The organism is Arthrobacter sp. SAFR-044 (genome assembly GCF_051965175.1).
Taxonomy (GTDB): domain Bacteria; phylum Actinomycetota; class Actinomycetes; order Actinomycetales; family Micrococcaceae; genus Arthrobacter.
In genome coordinates, this window is record NZ_JBQCMK010000003.1 from 1 (window position 1) to 17,308 (window position 17,308).

At 67.4% G+C, this 17,308-nt stretch carries 13 protein-coding genes and 1 rRNA gene; 10 read left to right on the forward strand and 4 right to left on the reverse strand.

Annotation, left to right across the window (positions count from 1 at the left end; translation table 11 throughout):
* The 5 genes from rrf to ACTHQS_RS05135 all read left to right on the forward strand — a co-directional run.
* Nucleotides 1-75, forward strand: a 5S ribosomal RNA gene (gene rrf / locus ACTHQS_RS05115); the annotation flags it as partial.
* Between the two features lie 350 nt (nucleotides 76-425).
* The gene (locus ACTHQS_RS05120) at nucleotides 426-710 is read left to right on the forward strand and encodes an HU family DNA-binding protein (protein ID WP_011693739.1); all 285 of its coding nucleotides are present in this window, start codon (nucleotides 426-428) and stop codon (nucleotides 708-710) included.
* Nucleotides 711-828: 118 nt separating this feature from the next.
* Nucleotides 829-2,985: a cytochrome c oxidase assembly protein gene (locus ACTHQS_RS05125; protein WP_440166678.1), complete on the forward strand. Its 2,157-nt coding sequence runs from the start codon at nucleotides 829-831 to the stop codon at nucleotides 2,983-2,985.
* Nucleotides 2,985-5,003: an NHL domain-containing thioredoxin family protein gene (locus ACTHQS_RS05130; protein WP_440166680.1), complete on the forward strand. Its 2,019-nt coding sequence runs from the start codon at nucleotides 2,985-2,987 to the stop codon at nucleotides 5,001-5,003. Before ACTHQS_RS05125 ends, ACTHQS_RS05130 begins: the two co-directional genes overlap by 1 nt.
* A 168-nt stretch (nucleotides 5,004-5,171) precedes the next feature.
* Nucleotides 5,172-6,041: a type IV toxin-antitoxin system AbiEi family antitoxin domain-containing protein gene (locus ACTHQS_RS05135; protein ID WP_440166682.1), complete on the forward strand. Its 870-nt coding sequence runs from the start codon at nucleotides 5,172-5,174 to the stop codon at nucleotides 6,039-6,041.
* Nucleotides 6,042-6,109: 68 nt separating this feature from the next.
* Here ACTHQS_RS05135 and ACTHQS_RS05140 read toward each other — a convergent pair whose 3' ends face one another.
* The 4 genes from ACTHQS_RS05140 to ACTHQS_RS05155 all read right to left on the reverse strand — a co-directional run bounded on the left by ACTHQS_RS05140 (nucleotide 6,110) and on the right by ACTHQS_RS05155 (nucleotide 11,581).
* Nucleotides 6,110-7,102 (reverse strand): hypothetical protein, encoded by a 993-nt coding sequence (locus ACTHQS_RS05140; RefSeq protein ID WP_440166684.1) that lies wholly within the window; start codon nucleotides 7,100-7,102, stop codon nucleotides 6,110-6,112.
* Between the two features lie 154 nt (nucleotides 7,103-7,256).
* A complete protein-coding gene (locus ACTHQS_RS05145) occupies nucleotides 7,257-9,035 on the reverse strand; it encodes a helicase HerA-like domain-containing protein (protein ID WP_440166686.1) in 1,779 nt (592 codons plus the stop codon).
* 48 nt (nucleotides 9,036-9,083) lie between these two features.
* Entirely contained in the window at nucleotides 9,084-9,629 is a 546-nt protein-coding gene (locus ACTHQS_RS05150) for a GNAT family N-acetyltransferase (protein ID WP_440166688.1), read from the reverse strand.
* A gap of 20 nt (nucleotides 9,630-9,649) precedes the next feature.
* Nucleotides 9,650-11,581, reverse strand: a complete 1,932-nt coding sequence (locus ACTHQS_RS05155; protein WP_440166690.1) for an FAD/NAD(P)-binding protein — start codon at nucleotides 11,579-11,581, stop codon at nucleotides 9,650-9,652.
* A 281-nt stretch (nucleotides 11,582-11,862) separates the two neighbouring features.
* Here ACTHQS_RS05155 and ACTHQS_RS05160 point away from each other — a divergent pair, with 281 nt between their 5' ends.
* The 5 genes from ACTHQS_RS05160 to ACTHQS_RS05180 are packed head-to-tail and all read left to right on the forward strand — an operon-like array spanning nucleotide 11,863 to nucleotide 17,209.
* Complete coding sequence (locus ACTHQS_RS05160; RefSeq protein WP_440166692.1) at nucleotides 11,863-12,891, forward strand: amino acid ABC transporter permease; 1,029 nt, start codon at nucleotides 11,863-11,865, stop codon at nucleotides 12,889-12,891.
* Nucleotides 12,891-13,700, forward strand: coding sequence for an amino acid ABC transporter ATP-binding protein (locus ACTHQS_RS05165; RefSeq protein ID WP_440166694.1), 810 nt, complete (start codon nucleotides 12,891-12,893; stop codon nucleotides 13,698-13,700). Before ACTHQS_RS05160 ends, ACTHQS_RS05165 begins: the two co-directional genes overlap by 1 nt.
* 9 nt (nucleotides 13,701-13,709) lie before the next feature.
* Nucleotides 13,710-14,765 carry an ABC transporter substrate-binding protein gene (locus ACTHQS_RS05170; RefSeq protein WP_440166696.1) on the forward strand — a complete coding sequence of 352 codons (1,056 nt, stop codon included), beginning with the start codon at nucleotides 13,710-13,712 and terminating at the stop codon, nucleotides 14,763-14,765.
* Nucleotides 14,762-15,823 (forward strand): LLM class flavin-dependent oxidoreductase, encoded by a 1,062-nt coding sequence (locus ACTHQS_RS05175; protein ID WP_440166698.1) that lies wholly within the window; start codon nucleotides 14,762-14,764, stop codon nucleotides 15,821-15,823. Before ACTHQS_RS05170 ends, ACTHQS_RS05175 begins: the two co-directional genes overlap by 4 nt.
* 12 nt (nucleotides 15,824-15,835) lie before the next feature.
* Entirely contained in the window at nucleotides 15,836-17,209 is a 1,374-nt protein-coding gene (locus ACTHQS_RS05180; protein WP_440166700.1) for an NtaA/DmoA family FMN-dependent monooxygenase, read from the forward strand.
* Nucleotides 17,210-17,308: the final 99 nt, after the last annotated feature.

Genomic DNA, 17,308 nt, shown 5'->3' on the forward strand with positions numbered 1-17,308 from the left:
AACCCGGAAGCTAAGACCCACAGCGCCGATGGTACTGCACCCGGGAGGGTGTGGGAGAGTAGGTCACCGCCGGAACATCATTAATGGAGGGCCCTGACAAGGAATGTCAGGGCCCTCCGACTTTAACCACCACAACACCGCACGTCGCGGGCCTTCTGGACATTGATCTTGGCGGCCAGTGGCTGGGAGGTGCCGGCCGCCGTCGTACTTACCTGTTACCCAAGCGTGGACCGCTGTGCTGCGCGATGCCCGTGATGGGTTGAAGAAGGTGAAAACGCCCGAAGAATCGGTGATTAACCTCAAAAAGTGGCGGAAACACGCGGAATTTGCGGCCCGCAACCGCCCAAGCTGGTAAGTTTTCGAACAGTGGCCTGCGCGCATGCCGTGTGCAGGCTCCAGAATCAGAACCGTCCAGGAGGACATCAATGGCTAAGAACCGTAGTGAACTTGTTGCAGAGGTAGCTGGCAAGGCCGGCACCAGCCAGGCTGCCGTCAACTCCGTCCTCGACGCACTGTTCGAGGTTTTCGAGACTTCTGTCGCCGCCGGCGAGAAGATCACCATCCCGGGCTGGCTCGCCGTTGAGCGTACCGACCGCGCAGCGCGCACCGGCCGCAACCCCCAGACCGGCGAAACCATCCAGATTGCAGCAGGCCACAGCGTTAAGCTGACCGCCGGCTCCAAGCTGAAGGCCGCAGTCTCCAAGAAGTAGAGCTTATTCCCGGCCGGCACACAGCCGGCCGGAAAAGGAGCGGCAACCCCACAGGTTGCCGCTCCTTGGCGTTTAACCCGGATTCGCCGCCCGGGCGGGCGTAGCGGACAATGGAACGGTGTCTTCTGCCGCAAAACCACGTTCCACACCTCCCCAGACCAATCCTGGCAAGGGAGCTGCGGTCCGGGACGCCGGAAGCCGGGGGATCCCCGTGCCCTGGCAGCTGGCAGGCCTGGCAGCGCTTTTCCTGGGCCTCGCGGCAGCACTGATCTTCTCCGGTGCAGCAGCGGCCCGCAGCGTCGCTGATCCGGGAGCCCTGGTCCGCTGGGGGCTGCCCATCAGCAAGGCTATCCACAACGTGTCCCTGGCGACCGTCGTCGGCGGCCTGATCTTCGCCGTCGGCATCCTCCCGAAAAACCTCAACGCGCGTGGCCGGGGCCGGGAAGCACCCGCAGGCGGCGCGGCCGAGCATCCCGCGTTCACCCGCGTGCTGGCTGTGGCTGCCGCCGCGGGCGCGGTGTGGACCTTGTCCGCCATCGCGGTCCTGGTGCTCACCTACGCAGACGTCGCCGGTCAAGGGCTGTCCGGTGATCCCGCCTTTACCCAGGCCCTGGTCTATTTCATGACGGACATCGATACGGGCCGGGCCTGGCTTGCCGTCACCATCATTGCCGCAGTGGTGACAACCGCGCTGTTCGGCGTCCGGTCCCTCGGCGGCCTGGCCCTTACCCTCATCCTGGCCCTCATCGGCCTGGTGCCCACGGCCCTGATCGGACACTCCTCCAGCTCGTCGGACCACGAGGGCGCCATCAACTCGCTCGGACTGCACCTGCTCGGTGTCAGCACCTGGGTGGGCGGCATCATCATCCTGGCCCTGCTGTCCGGCATCCTGACAGGCAGCAAACCGGGGACAGCAACAGACATCACCGAGCCCACGCTGCGCCGCTTCTCGACCCTGGCTGGCTTCGCTTTTGTCCTGGTCTTCGCCTCGGGAATCATCAACGCCAGCATCCGCGTCACCAGCTGGTCGGATCTTTTCGGCTCCGCTTACGGGCAGCTGATCCTGGCCAAAACAGCAGCGGCAGTGGTCCTCGGCGGCATCGGCTTCATGCACCGGCAGTGGGTCATCCCGCAGCTGGGCCGCAAGGGGGCCACCATGTCTTCACGGCGGGTGCTGTGGCAACTGGTCCTGGCGGAGCTGCTGGTCATGGGCGCCACGTCGGGCATCGCCGTGGCCCTGGGCCGTTCAGCCCCACCGCAGCCAACGGAACTGGCGCCCAATGCCTCACCGGCCTTCATCCTCAGCGGCTACGACCTGCCCCCTGAGCTCACGCCGGAACGCTGGCTCACTGAGTGGCGCCTGGACTGGATCTGGGTCGGCGTGGCCCTCTTCGGCCTGGTCACCTACTTCCTGGGCGTTGCCAAAGTCCGCCGGCGCGGCGACTCCTGGCAGTGGTTCCGGTCCGTGAACTGGGTCATCGGCCTGGTGGTGCTGACGTACATCACGTCCGGGCCGCCGTCGGTCTATGGCCGCATCCTGTTTTCCGCGCACATGGTGGACCATATGGCGCTGACCATGGTGGCCCCGATCTTCCTGGTGCTGGGTGCGCCGGTGACCCTGGCCCTGCGTGCCCTGCCCGCCCGCGGCGACGGCTCCCGCGGCTCCCGCGAGTGGCTCTTGGTCTTCGTCCACTCGAAGTTCTCGCAGCTGGTCACCCATCCGCTGTTCGCGGCTGCCAATTTTGCCGGTTCCATCATCCTGTTTTACTACTCGGACCTGTTCGGCTTCGCCATGCGCGAGCACGTGGGCCACGAACTGATGAACCTGCACTTCCTGCTCACCGGATACATCTTCGTGCTGAGCATGATCGGTACGGACCCGCTGCCGCGCCGGGCCCCGTATCCCATGCGGCTGCTGCTCCTCCTGGCCACCATGGGCTTCCACGCCTTCTTCGGTGTGTCCATCATGGGCGGCACAGGCCTGATGGCAGCGGACTACTTCGGCAACCTGGGCCGTACCTGGGGACCATCGGCCCTCCTTGACCAGCAGGCCGGCGGCGCGGTGGCGTGGGGCATTGGCGAGGTGCCAACGCTGCTGGTGGCGATAGGCGTCGCCGTCATGTGGTCCAGGTCGGACCAGCGGGAGACCAAACGGGTTGACCGTGCGGCGGACAGGAATAACGACGCCGATCTGACCGCTTACAACGATATGTTTGCCAAATTGGCCGAACGCGACGCCAAGCTGGCTGAACGCAACAAGCTGGAAGGACGCTGATGAGCGAAACCGTACGCACCCATGCCCGGGTCCGGGCCTCCGAACTGGTGGGCCGCAACTGGTTGAACACCGGTGGCAAGTCCCTGGACCTTGAAGCCCTGCGCGGCAAGATCGTGCTCCTCGATTTCTGGACCTTCTGCTGCATCAACTGCCTGCACGTCCTCGATGAGCTGCGGCCGCTCGAGCAGCAGTACTCGGACGTCCTGGTCACCGTGGGAGTCCACTCGCCCAAGTTTGAGCACGAGGCGGACCCGGTGGCCCTGGCCGCAGCGGTGGAGCGGTACGAGATCCACCACCCTGTCCTGGACGACCCCGAGCTGGACACCTGGAAGGCGTACACCGCCCGCGCCTGGCCCACCCTGGTGGTCATCGACCCCGAGGGCTACATCGTGGCGCACCTTTCGGGCGAAGGCCACGCGGACGGGCTCGCGGTGCTGATCCCCGAACTCATCGCCGAGCACGAGGCCAAGGGCACCCTGCACCGCGGCTCCGGCCCCTACGTGGCCCCCGAGGCGACGTCCGGTACCCTGCGCTTCCCCGGCAAGGCACTCTTCCTCCCGCCGGGGCGCGGGTCCACGGCTGGAACGGCCGACGGCGGCGCGCCAGCAGGTGCCGCGGCGTCCGTTGCTGCCGACAAGGGATCCTGGCTGGTCACCGACACCGGCCACCACCGCCTGGTGGAGCTCGGCACCGACTTCGAAACCGTCCTGGCCACCTTCGGATCGGGCACCAAGGGCTACGCCGACGGACCCGCCGCGGGGGACACCGCCAGCGCCCAGTTCAATGAGCCCCAGGGCCTGGTCCTGCTCCCGGAAGACGTGGCAGCCAAGGCGGGCTACGACGTCGTCATTGCAGACTCTGTCAACCACCGCCTGCGGGGACTGTCGCTCACGGACGGCAAGGCTTCCACCCTGGCCGGCAACGGCATCCAGCGCCTGCTGGAAACCGGCCCGGCGCGGGTGGATGAGGACGGCGCGGGCTTCAGCGGCTCGCTGGGCACCGACCCGCTGGAAGTTGCGCTGAGCTCGCCGTGGGATGTGGTGTGGTCGCGCAAGCTCAATGCGGTGGTAGTGGCCATGGCCGGGACACACCAGATCTTCAGCTTCGACCCCGTCACCGGCGCCGTATCGATCATCGCCGGCAACGGCCTGGAAGGGCTCCTCGACGGTCCCGCCCACGAGTCCTGGTTCGCCCAGTCCTCCGGCCTGGCCGAGGATGCGGACGGCAACATCTGGGTGGCAGACTCCGAAACCTCGGCACTCCGCAAGCTGGTTATCGCTGACGATGCGTCCATCACCGTGGAGTCCGCCGTAGGCAAGGGCCTGTTCGACTTCGGCTTCCGCGACGGCCCCGCCGCCGAGGCACGGCTGCAGCACCCGCTCGGCGTGACCGTCCTGCCGGACGGCTCCGTGGCGATCGCGGACACCTATAACGGCGCCGTGCGCCGCTACGACCCCGCGTCCGGCACCGTGTCCACGCTGGCCCGCGGCCTGTCCGAACCGTCCGACGTGATTGTGGACCACACCCAGTCCGCGGGCTCGGAGCCCCTCCTGGTGGTGGTCGAGGCAAACAAGCACCAGCTGGTGTACGTTCCCATCCCCAAGGAAGCGCAGCAGGTGGATGAGGGCGCCTCCCAGACCCACCGGCCCAAGAGCCCCGTGGCGCCGGGCACGCTGGACCTGACCGTCCGCTTCACGGCTCCCACCGGGCAGAAGCTCGATGACCGCTGGGGCGATCCCACGCAGCTGAAGATCTCCTCCACGCCGCCCGAATTACTGGTATCCGGTGGCGGAACCTCCGTGGGCCTGCTGCGGACCCTGGAGCTGTCCGCGGACGTTCCGGAAGGCGTGCTGCACATTACCGCCCGCGCCGCGGCCTGCGACGGCCCCGAAACCGAGGACGGCGAGATCCCGGACCACGCCGCGTGCCACCTGTACCAGCAGGACTGGGGCATCCCGGTAGTCCTGCAGGCCGACGGCGACACCGAACTGGTCCTCGACCTGCGCGGGATGGACTGACCCGGCGAAGGTTGTGCCGCACTGGCCCGGTTTTCAGACTGTTAAGGCCTGAAGACCGGGCCGGTTCTGTTCCAGCAGCCCGAAAACTGGGCTGGTCTGGGGAGCGGTTTGTCCACATGGCGCCCGTGATGCCTGTCGCCGGCCACACGGAGCAGACATCGTGGCGTGATGGAACCTGCGGAAATCCTCAAATCGGCTGGAGGAGTGCTGCTGCGGCGTGACGTTATCGCCGCCGGTGCAACGGATACGGACATCCGACGCGCAATCCGTAGCGGCCATGTGGTGCGGCTGGAGCGCGGGCTGCTGGCCCTTCCCGGTGCTGACGCCGAACTGGTGGCAGCAGGACTGGCCCGGAGCCTCCTGACCTGCGCGTCCGCCGCCTCGCAGTACGGTCTCTGGCAGCTTCAACCCCCGCCGCGGCCCCACTACTGGCAGAGCAACGGGAGAAGTGCAGCCCGCTGTGTCAGCCACCGACTTCCGTTGACACAGCAGGCCCATCATCGGACCCTTGCCGCACTGCCCGACGTCCTGCTGCACGCGCTGCTGTGCCTGCCTGAACTCGAGTCGCTGGTCATGGTGGAGTGCGCCTACAACAGAGGGGACATTGAGCCGTCCTTCCTGTTCCGCCATCTGAACGGCAACCGGTCCGGCAAGGCACGGAACGTGGTGTCACAGGTTGAACGCGGCGCAGACTCTCTCCTGGAAACCTTGGCCCGGGTGCTGTTCAGGGAAGCCGGCATAGCCACCGAGACGCAGGTGTGGATAGACGGCATTGGCCGGGTGGACTTCCTGCTGGAGGGTTTCCTGATTGTGGAAATCGATGGAATCGCCTTCCACCTTGAACCCCGGCAATTCAAAAAGGACCGCCGCAGGGACAACCAGGCGGTCCGTCACGGATTGCCTGTGCTTAGGTTCTTCTACGATGACGTGGTTTATGCGCCTGACTCCGTCCTGGCGCAGGTCCGGGAGGTGCTGGCCCGGGGCTCACTGCGGTGGCCTCTGCCAAACCAGCCCAGATTTCGGCTGGATTGGGCCTAGGACAGTGAACAACCCGTCCCGCATGGCTTCAAAACTGGGCCAGTCTGGCGCAGGTGGCAGGGACAGGGCTAGAAGCTCAGCTGCGGGGTGACCTTGACCGTGTCGCCCGATACGTCCAGGCGGGTGGTGAAGCTGAAGTCCACCTCGGCGTCCAGCGGGTACCAGGCCCCGGTGAAGGCGTTTTGCTGGAGCGCCTCGACTTTGGCTTTGCCGTCCAGCGGCGAGACCACCCATCGGCCGTCAAAAGGCTCCACCGAGACATTCGGGTATTCGGTGACGCTCCACCGGATGCTGCCGTCCTGGACCCGGTTGTTGCTGGCGTAATAGAAAGGGCAGTCCGGCTGGAGCTTCTGCTCCTTGATGGCTTCGGCCGCGCAGCCGTCCAGGAATTCCCTGACCTTGGCGGCAACATCGTTCTTCAGCTTGTCAGTGGCCTGGGTCAGCAGGTTCAGCGGCGCCACCGGGGCGTCCTTGGCGGTGACGGTGGCACGCGTGGCGGGAGCCGAGAAGTACTGCCCGTCCAGGGAGGCCTCGTACTCGCCGGGGTAGAACACGGCAAAGGAATTGCGGCCGTTGGGCATGTTCACCGGAACGCCGTTGACCACGGCCTCGTTGCCATTGACCACGGTGATATCTACGGTGGGCAGCCGTGACGGGACGAATGCCCACGTGTTGAAGAACAGCCACTCGGTACCGGTCTTCTGCAGCAGGAATTCCGTGTGCAGCCGGCTGCCGTCAATGGTGTATTCCATCGGGACCATGACCTGGTTTCCCGGGCGTTCCTGGGGGTCCCCGATGGACACATTCGTGACGCGAGAGGCTGCCGTCTGCAAGCCGGTGCCGTCCAGCATGGCGGCGTTGCTGGGCGGAACCGCGGCCCGGAGGAGCCCCAGCGCACGTCCGCCGTCCCCGCTCCTGAGCGCGTCCAGGTATTCCCTGACAGGCTGCTGCGGGCTGGCCACGGTGTTGTTCACAACGTTGATGGCCACAATGGCTCCGGCGACGGCAAGCATGAGGCCCAGCAGCCATCCGGCCGCGATCCTCACCAACGCTTGACTCATCTGCACGTTCTACACAGTAACGTCAGTGCGGACGCACTCTAAAGTTGGTGTCCCCCCTAATGTGCACGGCACCACCCGGTTAACGCCCGACGGCGGCACCCGGGACAGCCTCAACAGGAACCCTGGGCAGCCTCCCCGGACACCGGTGGCGGGGTCAGCGGCGACGTCGCCGGGACGAGGTTCCGAACACTCCGCGGAGCAGTTCACGTCCCAACTGGGTACCCATGGACCGCGCCATGCTCTTCAGGCCGCCGCCCAGGGCACCCCCGAGTACGCCGCCCAGGTCGCCCATCATGCCGCCCGGCTGCGGCTCGGGCTGTTGGGGCTGGGGCTGGCGCGTCCGGGTGGCCTTGGCCCGCGGCTTGGACTCCCGCGCTTCGGAGGCCCGCGGTTCGTCGTATTGAGGCTCACTGTATTGGGGTTCGGGTGCCTGCGCGGGCCTGCTGCTGGGCCTGCCCAGGATCTCCTCCTCGATCCGGCGGGCCTCGGCGTCAACGTCGTACGCGCCCGGAGCGCCCGGAGCTGAAGGAGTGGCAGGTGCCCGGTCAGGCTCAGGTGCCGCCGGTCCTGTGGAGGCGGCGGCCTTGCCGGTGAGCTTCTCATAGGCGGAGGGGTTGTCCACCGCAGTTCCGTACTTGCCCAGCAGCGCCGAACCCGCCACCGTGCTCCGGACCAGGGCGTCCTCGCTGGGGCCCATGACGGATTCCGGGGCCCGCAGCCGGGTGAGCGCCACGGGAGTGGGCGCGCCCTTTTCGTTCATGACGGTGATGACAGCCTCGCCAATGCCCGCCGAAGTCAGCGTCTCTTCCAGGTCGTAGTCGCTCAGGGGGAAGGTGGACACCGTGGCCTTGAGGGCCTTGGCGTCCTCCGGGGTAAATGCGCGCAGGGCGTGCTGGACCCGGTTGGCCAGCTGCCCCAGCACATCGGCGGGGACATCCTTGGGAGTCTGGGTCACAAAGAAGATGCCTACGCCCTTGGACCGGATCAGCCGGACGGTGGTGGTGATGGCGTCCAGGAAGGCTTTGGTGGCGCCGTTGAACAGCAGGTGGGCTTCGTCGAGGAAGAACACGAGCTTGGGTTTGTCCAGGTCGCCGGCCTCGGGGAGGTCCTCGAACAGGTCTGCCAGCAGCCACATGAGGAACGTGGAGAACAGCATGGGCTTGGTCTGCAGGGTCGGGAGCTCCAGGCAGGTGACCACGCCGCGGCCGTCGGGGGCGGTCCGCAGCAGCTCGGCGGTGTCGAACTCCGGCTCGCCGAAGAACTTTTCCAGCCCCTGCGCCTCCAGGTTCACGATCTCCCGCAGGATGACGCCGGCGGTGGCCTTGGACAGGCCGCCGAGTTCCTCGAGCTTGTCCTTGCCCTCGTCAGAGGTGAGGAACTGGATCACGGCGCGGAGGTCCTTGAGATCGATCAGCTCCAGGCCGTTCTTGTCCGCAAAATAGAACACCAGCTGCAGGCTGGACTCCTGCGTGTCATTCAGTTCCATGATCCGCGACAGCAGGATGGGACCGAACGAAGTCACGGTGGCGCGGACCGGGACGCCGTTGCCGTCGCCGCCGAGCGCCAGGAACTCCACGGGGAAGGTCTTGCCCTCCCACGCCTGGCCGATGCTGTCCGTACGGGCCCTGAGTTTGTCGCTGCCGACGGCGGCCGTCGCCAGGCCGGAGAGGTCACCTTTGATGTCGGCCAGGAACACGGGCACGCCCGCCGTGGACAGCTGCTCGGCCATCATGTGCAGCGTCACGGTCTTGCCGGTACCGGTGGCGCCGGCCACAAGCCCATGCCGGTTCATCATGGCCAGCGGCAGCCGCACCGGCGCGTCCTTGTGGAGCTCGCCGTCGATGATGGCGGCCCCCAGTTCGATCGTGGCGCCTTCCAGCGTGTAGCCCTGCTGGATGGTGGCAAGCTTCTCTGCTGTGGTTTTGGTGGCCATGGCGCCAGCTTAGCGGCGGCTGCCCCGCCTCGCGGGCAGACCGGGCAGTCAATTTTTCGGCAGGTCCTTGGTGAACGCCAGCGGCCCGATGGTTTCCGGGTCGGCGTCCAGGTCGAACTGCGCTTGGTATCCGGCGTTCAAGTACAGGTGCTTGGCCTCGGGCTGCCGTGGCCCGGTGGTCAGGTACAGCCTGGAGTAGCCGCGGGCGGCGGCGAGGTCTTCGAGTTCGGCCAGCACCAAGCGTCCCAGACCACGACGGCGGTGGGCCGAGTGTGTCCAGATCCGCTTCAGTTCCGCGGTGGTTTCGTCGTAGCGGCGGAACGCGCCTCCGGCGATCGACTCGCCGTCCTCCTGGACCACCAGGAGCGCGCCGTGCGGCTCCTCGAATTCGGCCGCGGGGTAGCGGTTCAGCTCGTCCGCGGCGGCCGTGCGCCCGGACAGGTCCCCGTACCGGGTGTCATATTCGACGGCGAGCTCGTCCAGGAGCGGCCGGACCCGGGGATCATCCATGGGCAGTCTGAGGACCGAGAGCCTGGCGGAATCCAGTGGCCTGGGGCTGAGAGGGACGGGACGGAGGCAGGGTTCTGCGGTCACTGGTCATTCCTTGTCACTGGTCAACTCTTTCCGACGGCGGCTGGTTCTGGAGTAATTGTGGCCCGGGCAGCGACGTCCCGGGCAAGGCCGAGGATGGTGCGGGCCAGGGCATCATTCTCGCGGAAGGGCGCCGCGTTGGTGTTGGGCCTGGCAAAGGCGCCGGCACCCCAGCCGGATGTTCCGGGCCCGACGCCGAAGAGGGTGGCCTGGGCCCGGCCATCCGCGTCAACCAGGTGGTGCCCGGAGGAGACCAGCAGCTTCCCGGTGGAGTGGATCCCATCCGAGGTCAGCAGCTGCTGCTCGCTGCCCAGTCCGCTCCGATACAGCGAGGAAAGCACCGGGTTGAGGGAGCGGGCCACCGAGGTGGCCGGCAGCCGCGCCTCGATCAGCGCCGTGGCGGAAACCGAAACCCCGGATTGGGGTGATGTAGCCCGGAACCTTCCGGTGGCTTCGTCGGCCGCGACGTCCAGGCCGGGGCCGAGGAACTGCAGCAGTCCGGCCCGGTGCAGCGCCAGTATCTGGCGGAGGCGGTGCGGCGGCGGACCGGAGTCCACGAAGCTGAAGAAGCCATGCCACCAGCCGTGAATGACCTGCTGGGACTTCGCGTTGAGGCGCTCCGCCGGGACCACGCGCCCCACCTCCATGTACACGTGCAGCAGGGCGAGGAACAGTGCGAGGGTTTCCGGATGGTCGGGGCTGTCGCGCAGGGCCAGGTCATCTTCTATGTACCCGGCCACGGCATCCTGTACATCCTGGTGGCCGGCAAAGCGGACACCACCCAAGGGCCGGTCCAGCCGCTCCAGGTCCAGGTGCAGGCCCCGGTCCGGCACGGCGGCCGCCACGAGGTCCGCGCGCCCGCCGCTGTACCAGTCCACCTCCGAGTAGCGGGCGGCAAACACCTCCCACTCCATGGCACCCCGTTCGGGGCTGCCGGTGAGGAGTTCCCGGTAGTAGTAGTAGCCGGCTTCCTTCGCGATGAGCGGCCACAGGTGTTCACGGAAGTCCAGTTCGCCGTGGGCGTCCAGGAGGGCATCCACGGCGGCAGCAGTGAAGAAGCGCAGCGGTCCCGGAGCCTGGCCGCGCAGGGTCGAGGAAATCTTCGAGTGGTACGGCACCCCGCGGCGCGACCCTGCCCACAGCCGTGGTTCACGTCCGGACGGAAGGTAGCGCAGCCCGCCGTCGTCCGTTTCCTCGAACCTGCCGCCGCGTCCCTCCATGAGGAGGACAAGCAGGTCAACGAACGCCAGGCCCATCCCGGCAACGATCACGTCCTGCCCGGGGGCGATGGGGGAGTAGTCGACGTCGGTGGTGTAGCTGGGTGCCGCGTGGTAGCCGCCGTGCCGGGCGGCGAAGTCCGAGAACCCGGCGGAGACGGCGTCGGGGCGGGAGTCCGTGTGACCCACGGCGGTGACAACGATGTCAGCGTGCAGCGTCCGGCCATTGGCGAGCTCCACCTCATGGCCGCCATCCACAGCGGCAATGCCGAGGGCGGTGGTCCGGTGGACCGTCACACTGCGACCTAGCGATTTGGCAGTCCGGCGGAAGAACCACTCCAGGTACTGGCTCTGCAGCTGACGGGTGGGGAAGGTGGCGCCGGTGAGGGACCGCAGCTGGTCCCGGAGCTGCTGCGGGAAGTCAGGGACGTCGAGGATGGAGGTGTCCAGCACGCCGGCGGCCCATTCGGCGAGCCCTGGACCTGGTGCGGCGGGGCCCTCGCACTCCACGGACGCGTCCGTGAACATGGTGATGTCCGCCGCCATGGAGTTCAGCAGGAGCCCTGGGTCCTGGTCGTAGCGCCAGATGCGGCCCGAACCCGGCACATGCGGCTCCACCACATGGATCTGCAGCGGGCCCGCGAAGACCTCAGGCCTATTGGCGGCGATCCGTTCGAGCACACCCGCCGTGCGTGGTCCGCCGCCAATGAAGACGATCGCCGGGATGGTGGCTGGCATGGGTGCTCCTGACGGCCGGGGCTGGATTGAGTGCCCATGCTAGGCAGCCGTGTCGACGGCGGTCGAGCGCCTGGTCACGCCCGTTAATCCCGCGTCATGGCACGTTACGGGACGCAAAAAACCGACTCATGACGCCGCACGAAGCCCCGTGAACTTATGCAACTGCGCGCCTTGCTGGCCCGTTCCGGCCGGTCCTAGATTTGCAGCCAGCAACGGGCCGCTCGGTCCCAGCCCCCGGGAAACGGCCCGACCTGATCCCACGACGAGAAGCGAGGTGGCACATGAGTTCAGCAGCAACGACGGTGGCGCAGTCACAACAGCCGCAGCCGGCACCGCCGGCGGAAGCGCCACCGAAAACCGGACGGCCGGAAGGTGGGGCGGCCGCCCGGGAGGCCCCGGACTACTCGTCCTACCGGGTAGTGGCAGCAAAGCATCCGTGGCGCTGGGTGGGGACCGCCGTCGTCGCGCTTGGCGTCCTGGCGGTGGCCTGGTCCCTGGCCACCAACCCGCGCTGGGAGTGGGGCGTGGTGGCGCAGTGGTTCACCGCCCAGTCCGTGGTCAACGGGCTGGTGGAAACGCTCAAGCTGACCGCGATCTCCGGCATCCTCGGGTTCGTGCTGGGGTTCATCCTGGCCCTGATGCGGCTCTCAGCGTCGCCGCTGCTGGTCTCGGTGTCCTGGACGTTCTCCTGGATCTTCCGGTCCACGCCGCTGCTGGTGCAGATGCTCCTCTGGTACAACCTGGGCTACCTGTACGAGAAAATCAGCTTAGGCATCCCGTTCACCGATGTCCGGTTCTTCGAGGTCCAGACCACCACACTGATCAGCCAGTTCGCGGCAGCAGTGCTGGGACTGACCCTGAACCAGGCGGCATACTCGGCGGAGATCATCCGCGGCGGCATCCTGTCCGTGGACCAGGGCCAGCTGGAAGCCGCGGCCGCCCTGGGCATCCCGGCCTGGCGCCGCTCCACCCGGATCGTCCTGCCGCAGGCCATGCGCGCCATCCTGCCCACCGCGTTCAACGAGATCATCGGCCTGGTCAAGGGCACCTCGATCGTCTACGTCCTGGCCTACTCCGAGCTGTTCTACACGGTGCAGGTCATCTACAACCGCACGCAGCAGGTCCTCCCGCTGCTGCTGGTGGCCACCCTCTGGTACATCGTGATCACCTCCGTGCTGAGCGTGTTCCAGTACTACATCGAGCGGCACTACTCCAAGGGCGCGGTGCGGAACCTGCCGCTGACGCCCCTGCAGAAGGCCCGCACGTTCTTCGCCACCCACGCCGCTGTCCCCACCCGGAGGAACTCCTGATGACTGACACCCTCACCGCCCCCACCGCTACGCGCGGCCTGGTGGAACTCACCGGCGTCCGCAAATCCTTCGGCGCTACCGAAGTCCTCAAAGGCGTCAGCCTCAGGGTGGAACCCGGGGGAGTGGCCGTGATCGTGGGCCCCTCCGGATCCGGCAAGTCCACCCTGCTGCGCACCATCAACCACCTGGAAAAGGTCGACGGCGGCCACATCACCATCGACGGCCAACTGGTGGGCTACGAGGTCCGCGGTGACAGGCTGCATGAGCTCCGCGAAAAGGACGTCCTCAAGCAGCGCACCGAAATCGGGATGGTGTTCCAGAGCTTCAACCTGTTCCCGCACCTCACCGCGCTGGAGAACGTGGCGGAGGCCCCTGTCGTAGCGCAGGGACGCTCCAAGGCGGAAGCCCGCCGCCGCGGCCTGGAACTGCTGGACCGGGTTGGCCTCAAGGACCGGGCTGACGCCTACCCGCGCCAGCTCTCCGGCGGCCAGCAGCAGCGCGTGGCGATTGCCCGCGCGCTGGCCCTGGACCCCAAGATCCTGCTGTTCGACGAGCCCACCTCCGCCCTTGACCCGGAGCTGGTCAACGAGGTCCTGGACGTCATCCGCGAGCTCGCCACGTCCGGCACCACGCTGATCATCGTCACCCACGAGATGGGCTTCGCCCGGGACGTGGCGGACACCGTGGTGTTCATGGACCAGGGCCAGATCGTGGAACAGGGCACCCCGCAGGACATCTTCAGCAACCCCCAGGAACCGCGCACCCGGAGCTTCTTCTCCAAGGTGCTCGAACCGGCCTTCAACATCTAAGGAACTCCCATGGCTTTCCCCATCAGCGGCCGCCGCCGCGCACCCGCGGTGCGTCCCGCCGTCGTCCTCCTTGGCACCGCACTCCTGGGCGCAGCCGCGCTCGCCGGCTGCACTGACCCCGGCGCCTCCGCCGCCGGCAACCCCAGCGCAGGGGCACAGACGACGACGGCCCGCAACGGCGTCGTCTACAACACCTCGCCGGACCAGCAGCGGATCCGGGCTGACAAGGACGCCGCGCTCGCCGCCAAGGTCCCGGAACTGATCAGCAAGGACGGCAAGCTCACCGTCGCCACCACCGCCGGGTCCATCCCGCTGTCCTTCCACGCCTCAGACGACAAGACACCCATCGGCTCCGAGCTGGACATCGCCCAGCTGGTAGCGGACAAGCTGGGCCTCGACCTGGACGTCCAGGTCACGTCCTGGGAGAACTGGCCGCTGAAGACCCAGTCCGGCGACTTCGAGGCCGTGTTCTCCAACGTGGGCGTGAACAAGGACCGGGTGAAGCTGTTCGACTTCGCCAGCTACCGCGCCGCCTACATGGGGTTCGAAGCGAAGAAGTCCTCCACCTACGACATCAAGGGCGCCGATGACATCTCCGGCCTACGCGTCTCGGTGGGCTCCGGCACCAACCAGGAGAAGATCCTGCTGGCCTGGAACAAGGAACTCGAGGCCAAGGGCAAGGCGGCGGCCACGCTGCAGTACTACTCGTCCGACGCGGACACCATCCTGGCGCTGTCCTCCGGCCGCACGGACCTGAACATCGCGCCCTACCCGTCCACCGTGTACCGGGAGAACACGCGTGACGACCTGAAGGTGGTGGGCAAGGTCAACGCCGGCTGGCCGTCCGAGACCCTGGTGGCTGCCACCACGCTGCGCGGCAACGGGCTCGCGCCGGTGATTACCGAGGCCCTGAACTCCGTCATCAAGGACGGCTCCTACGGCAAGGTGCTGGAGCGCTGGGGCCTGTCCGAGGAGGCGCTGCCGGAATCCAAAACCATCACAGCGGAAAACTACGCGGCCACACAGGCTACGGCCGCTCCCTCACAGGCAGGAAAGGCATCATGAACGCTGAAGACACCAGCCAGCCGGGCTTCCTGGCGATCGAGCTCGACGGCGCCGGCTGGGACGGCGCGGACCTCACCCGCGCCGTGCTGGCAGCCGAGTCGGCGGGCTTCCATGCCGCCACCTTCACCGATGCGCCCGCTCGCGGCCGGGCCAACGCGCTGCAGCGCGCGGCGTTCGCCGGGCCCGTAACCCGAACCATTGCGTTGGTCCCGGAGGTGGACACCGTATATACGGAGCCGTTCCACGTCTCCACGCAACTGGCCAGCCTGGATTATGTCTCCGGCGGCCGGGCCGGGTGGATTGTGTCCGCCGCGGAATCGCCTGAGGCCGCTGCCGCCGTCGGACGTTCTTCCGTCACAGGTGCCGCGCTGGGGCAGGAGGCCGCCGCGTCCATCGAGGTATCGCGGCGGCTGTGGGATTCTTGGGAGGACGACGCCGTGATCCGGGATGTTGCCACCGGGCGGTACATCGACGTGGACAAGCTGCATTACGTGGATTTCGAGACGCCTGCCGGCTTTGCCGGCGCGGGGTATTCCGTGAAGGGGCCGTCCATCATTCCGCGGCCGCTGCAGGGGCAGTTGCCGGTGCTGGTCCCGGCTTCCTTGATCGGTGAGGGCCTTGTGCCGGCGAACTCCGTGGATGCCGTGCTGGTGTCCGCGCCAACGGCTGAGCTCCTCGCCATCGAGGTCCGCGACGTGCGGGCCCGGGCGGGCACGGGCGTTGCGTTGGTTGCCGAGCTCGACGTCGTCGTGGATTCCCGCGGGCAGGCCGCGGCTGTGCGGAGTGTGTCGTTCGACGGCGGCCGGGCGGCTTTCGTGGGTTCTGCAGCCGGTCTCGCGGACTTCCTCGCGGACCTCCTTAAGGAGGCCGACGGCGTGCGGCTGCATCCGGCGTCGCTCTTTGTTGACCTGGAAGAGCTGGGCCGGCTGGTACTGCCGGAGCTCCGCCGCCGCGGCGCGCTGCGTCCGGTGGTGCAGGACGGGACCTTCCGCGACCTGCTGGGCCTGGCGCGCCCTGCCAGCCGCTACGCATCTGCCGTTGCCGGCACCGGAAAGTAAGGGAAAAATCCAATGACACAGCACACCCGTGCTAAATCCGAGGTCTTCGTTTCGTCCGGTCAGATCCAGTTCGGCGTCTTCTTCCAGGGCGTCAACTCCGGGACCATCTGGAAGGCCCCCGAATCAGGCTCGCAGACGGACTTCGAGTCGTTCCGCCGCATCGCCCAGACCGCCGAACGGGGACTGTTCGCAGCGTTCTTCCTGGGCGAGGGACTCCGCCTCCGGGAACACCTGGGCCGTCCGCATGCGCTGGACGTGGCGGGGCGCCCGGACGCCCAGACCATGCTCGCCGCCTTGGCGTCGGTGACCAGGAACATCGGCCTGGTGGCCACCCAGAACACCACGTACAACGATCCCGCAGACCTTGCGCACCGGCTGGCCTCGCTGGACCTGATCTCCGGTGGGCGCGCGGCGTGGAACATCGTGACCACTGACAACGCCTGGACCGGGGCGAACTTCCGCCGCGGCGGCTACCTGGACCACGCGGACCGGTACAAGCATGCGGAGGCGTTCGTGGAAACGGCCAAGCGGATCTGGGATTCCTGGGAGACTCCGGATGGTCCCGCCCGCCGGGTGCTCCATGAGGGGCAGCACTACACGGTGGATGTGACGCCGCGCTTGCCGCGCAGTGCGCAGTACCGGCCGGTGCTGTTCCAGGCCGGGGATTCGCCGGAGGGCCGAAACTTCGCGGCCCGGCAGGCGGACGTGATCTTCTCGGCACACCCGAAGTTCGACGACGCCGTGAAGTTCCGCAAGGACCTGGTGGAGCGTTCCCTGGCCGCCGGCCGCGCTGCGAACGCCGTGCAGATCATGCCGGCCAGCGAGTTCATCCTGGCGCCCAGCGCAGCCGAGGCAGCGGAAACGAAGGAGTGGGTGCGGAGCCTGCAGATCGGCCCGCAGCAGGCCATTGCGTACCTGGAGCAGTTCTGGGGGCGGGAGCTGTCGTCGTACGACCCGGACGGGCCTCTGCCGGAGATCGATCCGGTGGTGGAGGAGACGTCCGAGACGCGCGGCAGCGGCTTCCACGGTGCCAAGGCCCGGCAGCTGGCGGACCAGTGGCGGGCGGAGGCGAAGGACAAGGGGTTGTCCATCCGGCAGTTCGTCACCTCAAAGACAGCGCGGATCGACTCCACCTTCACCGGCTCCTACACCGCGGTGGCGGACCAGCTGGCGGAGTATGCGCGGGTGGGCGCCGTGGACGGGTTCAACATCTCGCCGTGGCTGGTCCCCACGGGACTGGATGACATCGTGAACCACCTGGTGCCGGAACTGCAGGAACGCGGCGTGTACCCCACCGAGTATCGGGGCAGCACGCTCCGGGAGCAGCTGGGGCTGGAGACGCCGGTGCGCACTTGCGACACGCCTGCCCAGGCGGTCCGCGCCTGATGCACTGGGCTCGCTTGGCTGGAAGGGCCGGCCTTGCTGGGAGGGACGACGACGGCGCTGAGGCGGGTGCCAGCGTCGACCCTTCCAGCGGTGCTTCGC

Bases quoted from the DNA above. Each gene is read 5' to 3' on its own strand.
- ACTHQS_RS05120 (WP_011693739.1), top strand. From the start codon at position 426: ATGGCTAAGAACCGTAGTGAACTTGTTGCAGAGGTAGCTGGCAAGGCC.
- ACTHQS_RS05130 (WP_440166680.1), top strand. From the start codon at position 2,985: ATGAGCGAAACCGTACGCACCCATGCCCGGGTCCGGGCCTCCGAACTG.
- ACTHQS_RS05135 (WP_440166682.1), top strand. From the start codon at position 5,172: ATGGAACCTGCGGAAATCCTCAAATCGGCTGGAGGAGTGCTGCTGCGG.
- ACTHQS_RS05140 (WP_440166684.1), bottom strand. From the start codon at position 7,102: ATGAGTCAAGCGTTGGTGAGGATCGCGGCCGGATGGCTGCTGGGCCTC.
- ACTHQS_RS05145 (WP_440166686.1), bottom strand. From the start codon at position 9,035: ATGGCCACCAAAACCACAGCAGAGAAGCTTGCCACCATCCAGCAGGGC.
- ACTHQS_RS05155 (WP_440166690.1), bottom strand. From the start codon at position 11,581: ATGCCAGCCACCATCCCGGCGATCGTCTTCATTGGCGGCGGACCACGC.
- ACTHQS_RS05160 (WP_440166692.1), top strand. From the start codon at position 11,863: ATGAGTTCAGCAGCAACGACGGTGGCGCAGTCACAACAGCCGCAGCCG.
- ACTHQS_RS05165 (WP_440166694.1), top strand. From the start codon at position 12,891: ATGACTGACACCCTCACCGCCCCCACCGCTACGCGCGGCCTGGTGGAA.
- ACTHQS_RS05170 (WP_440166696.1), top strand. From the start codon at position 13,710: ATGGCTTTCCCCATCAGCGGCCGCCGCCGCGCACCCGCGGTGCGTCCC.
- ACTHQS_RS05175 (WP_440166698.1), top strand. From the start codon at position 14,762: ATGAACGCTGAAGACACCAGCCAGCCGGGCTTCCTGGCGATCGAGCTC.
- ACTHQS_RS05180 (WP_440166700.1), top strand. From the start codon at position 15,836: ATGACACAGCACACCCGTGCTAAATCCGAGGTCTTCGTTTCGTCCGGT.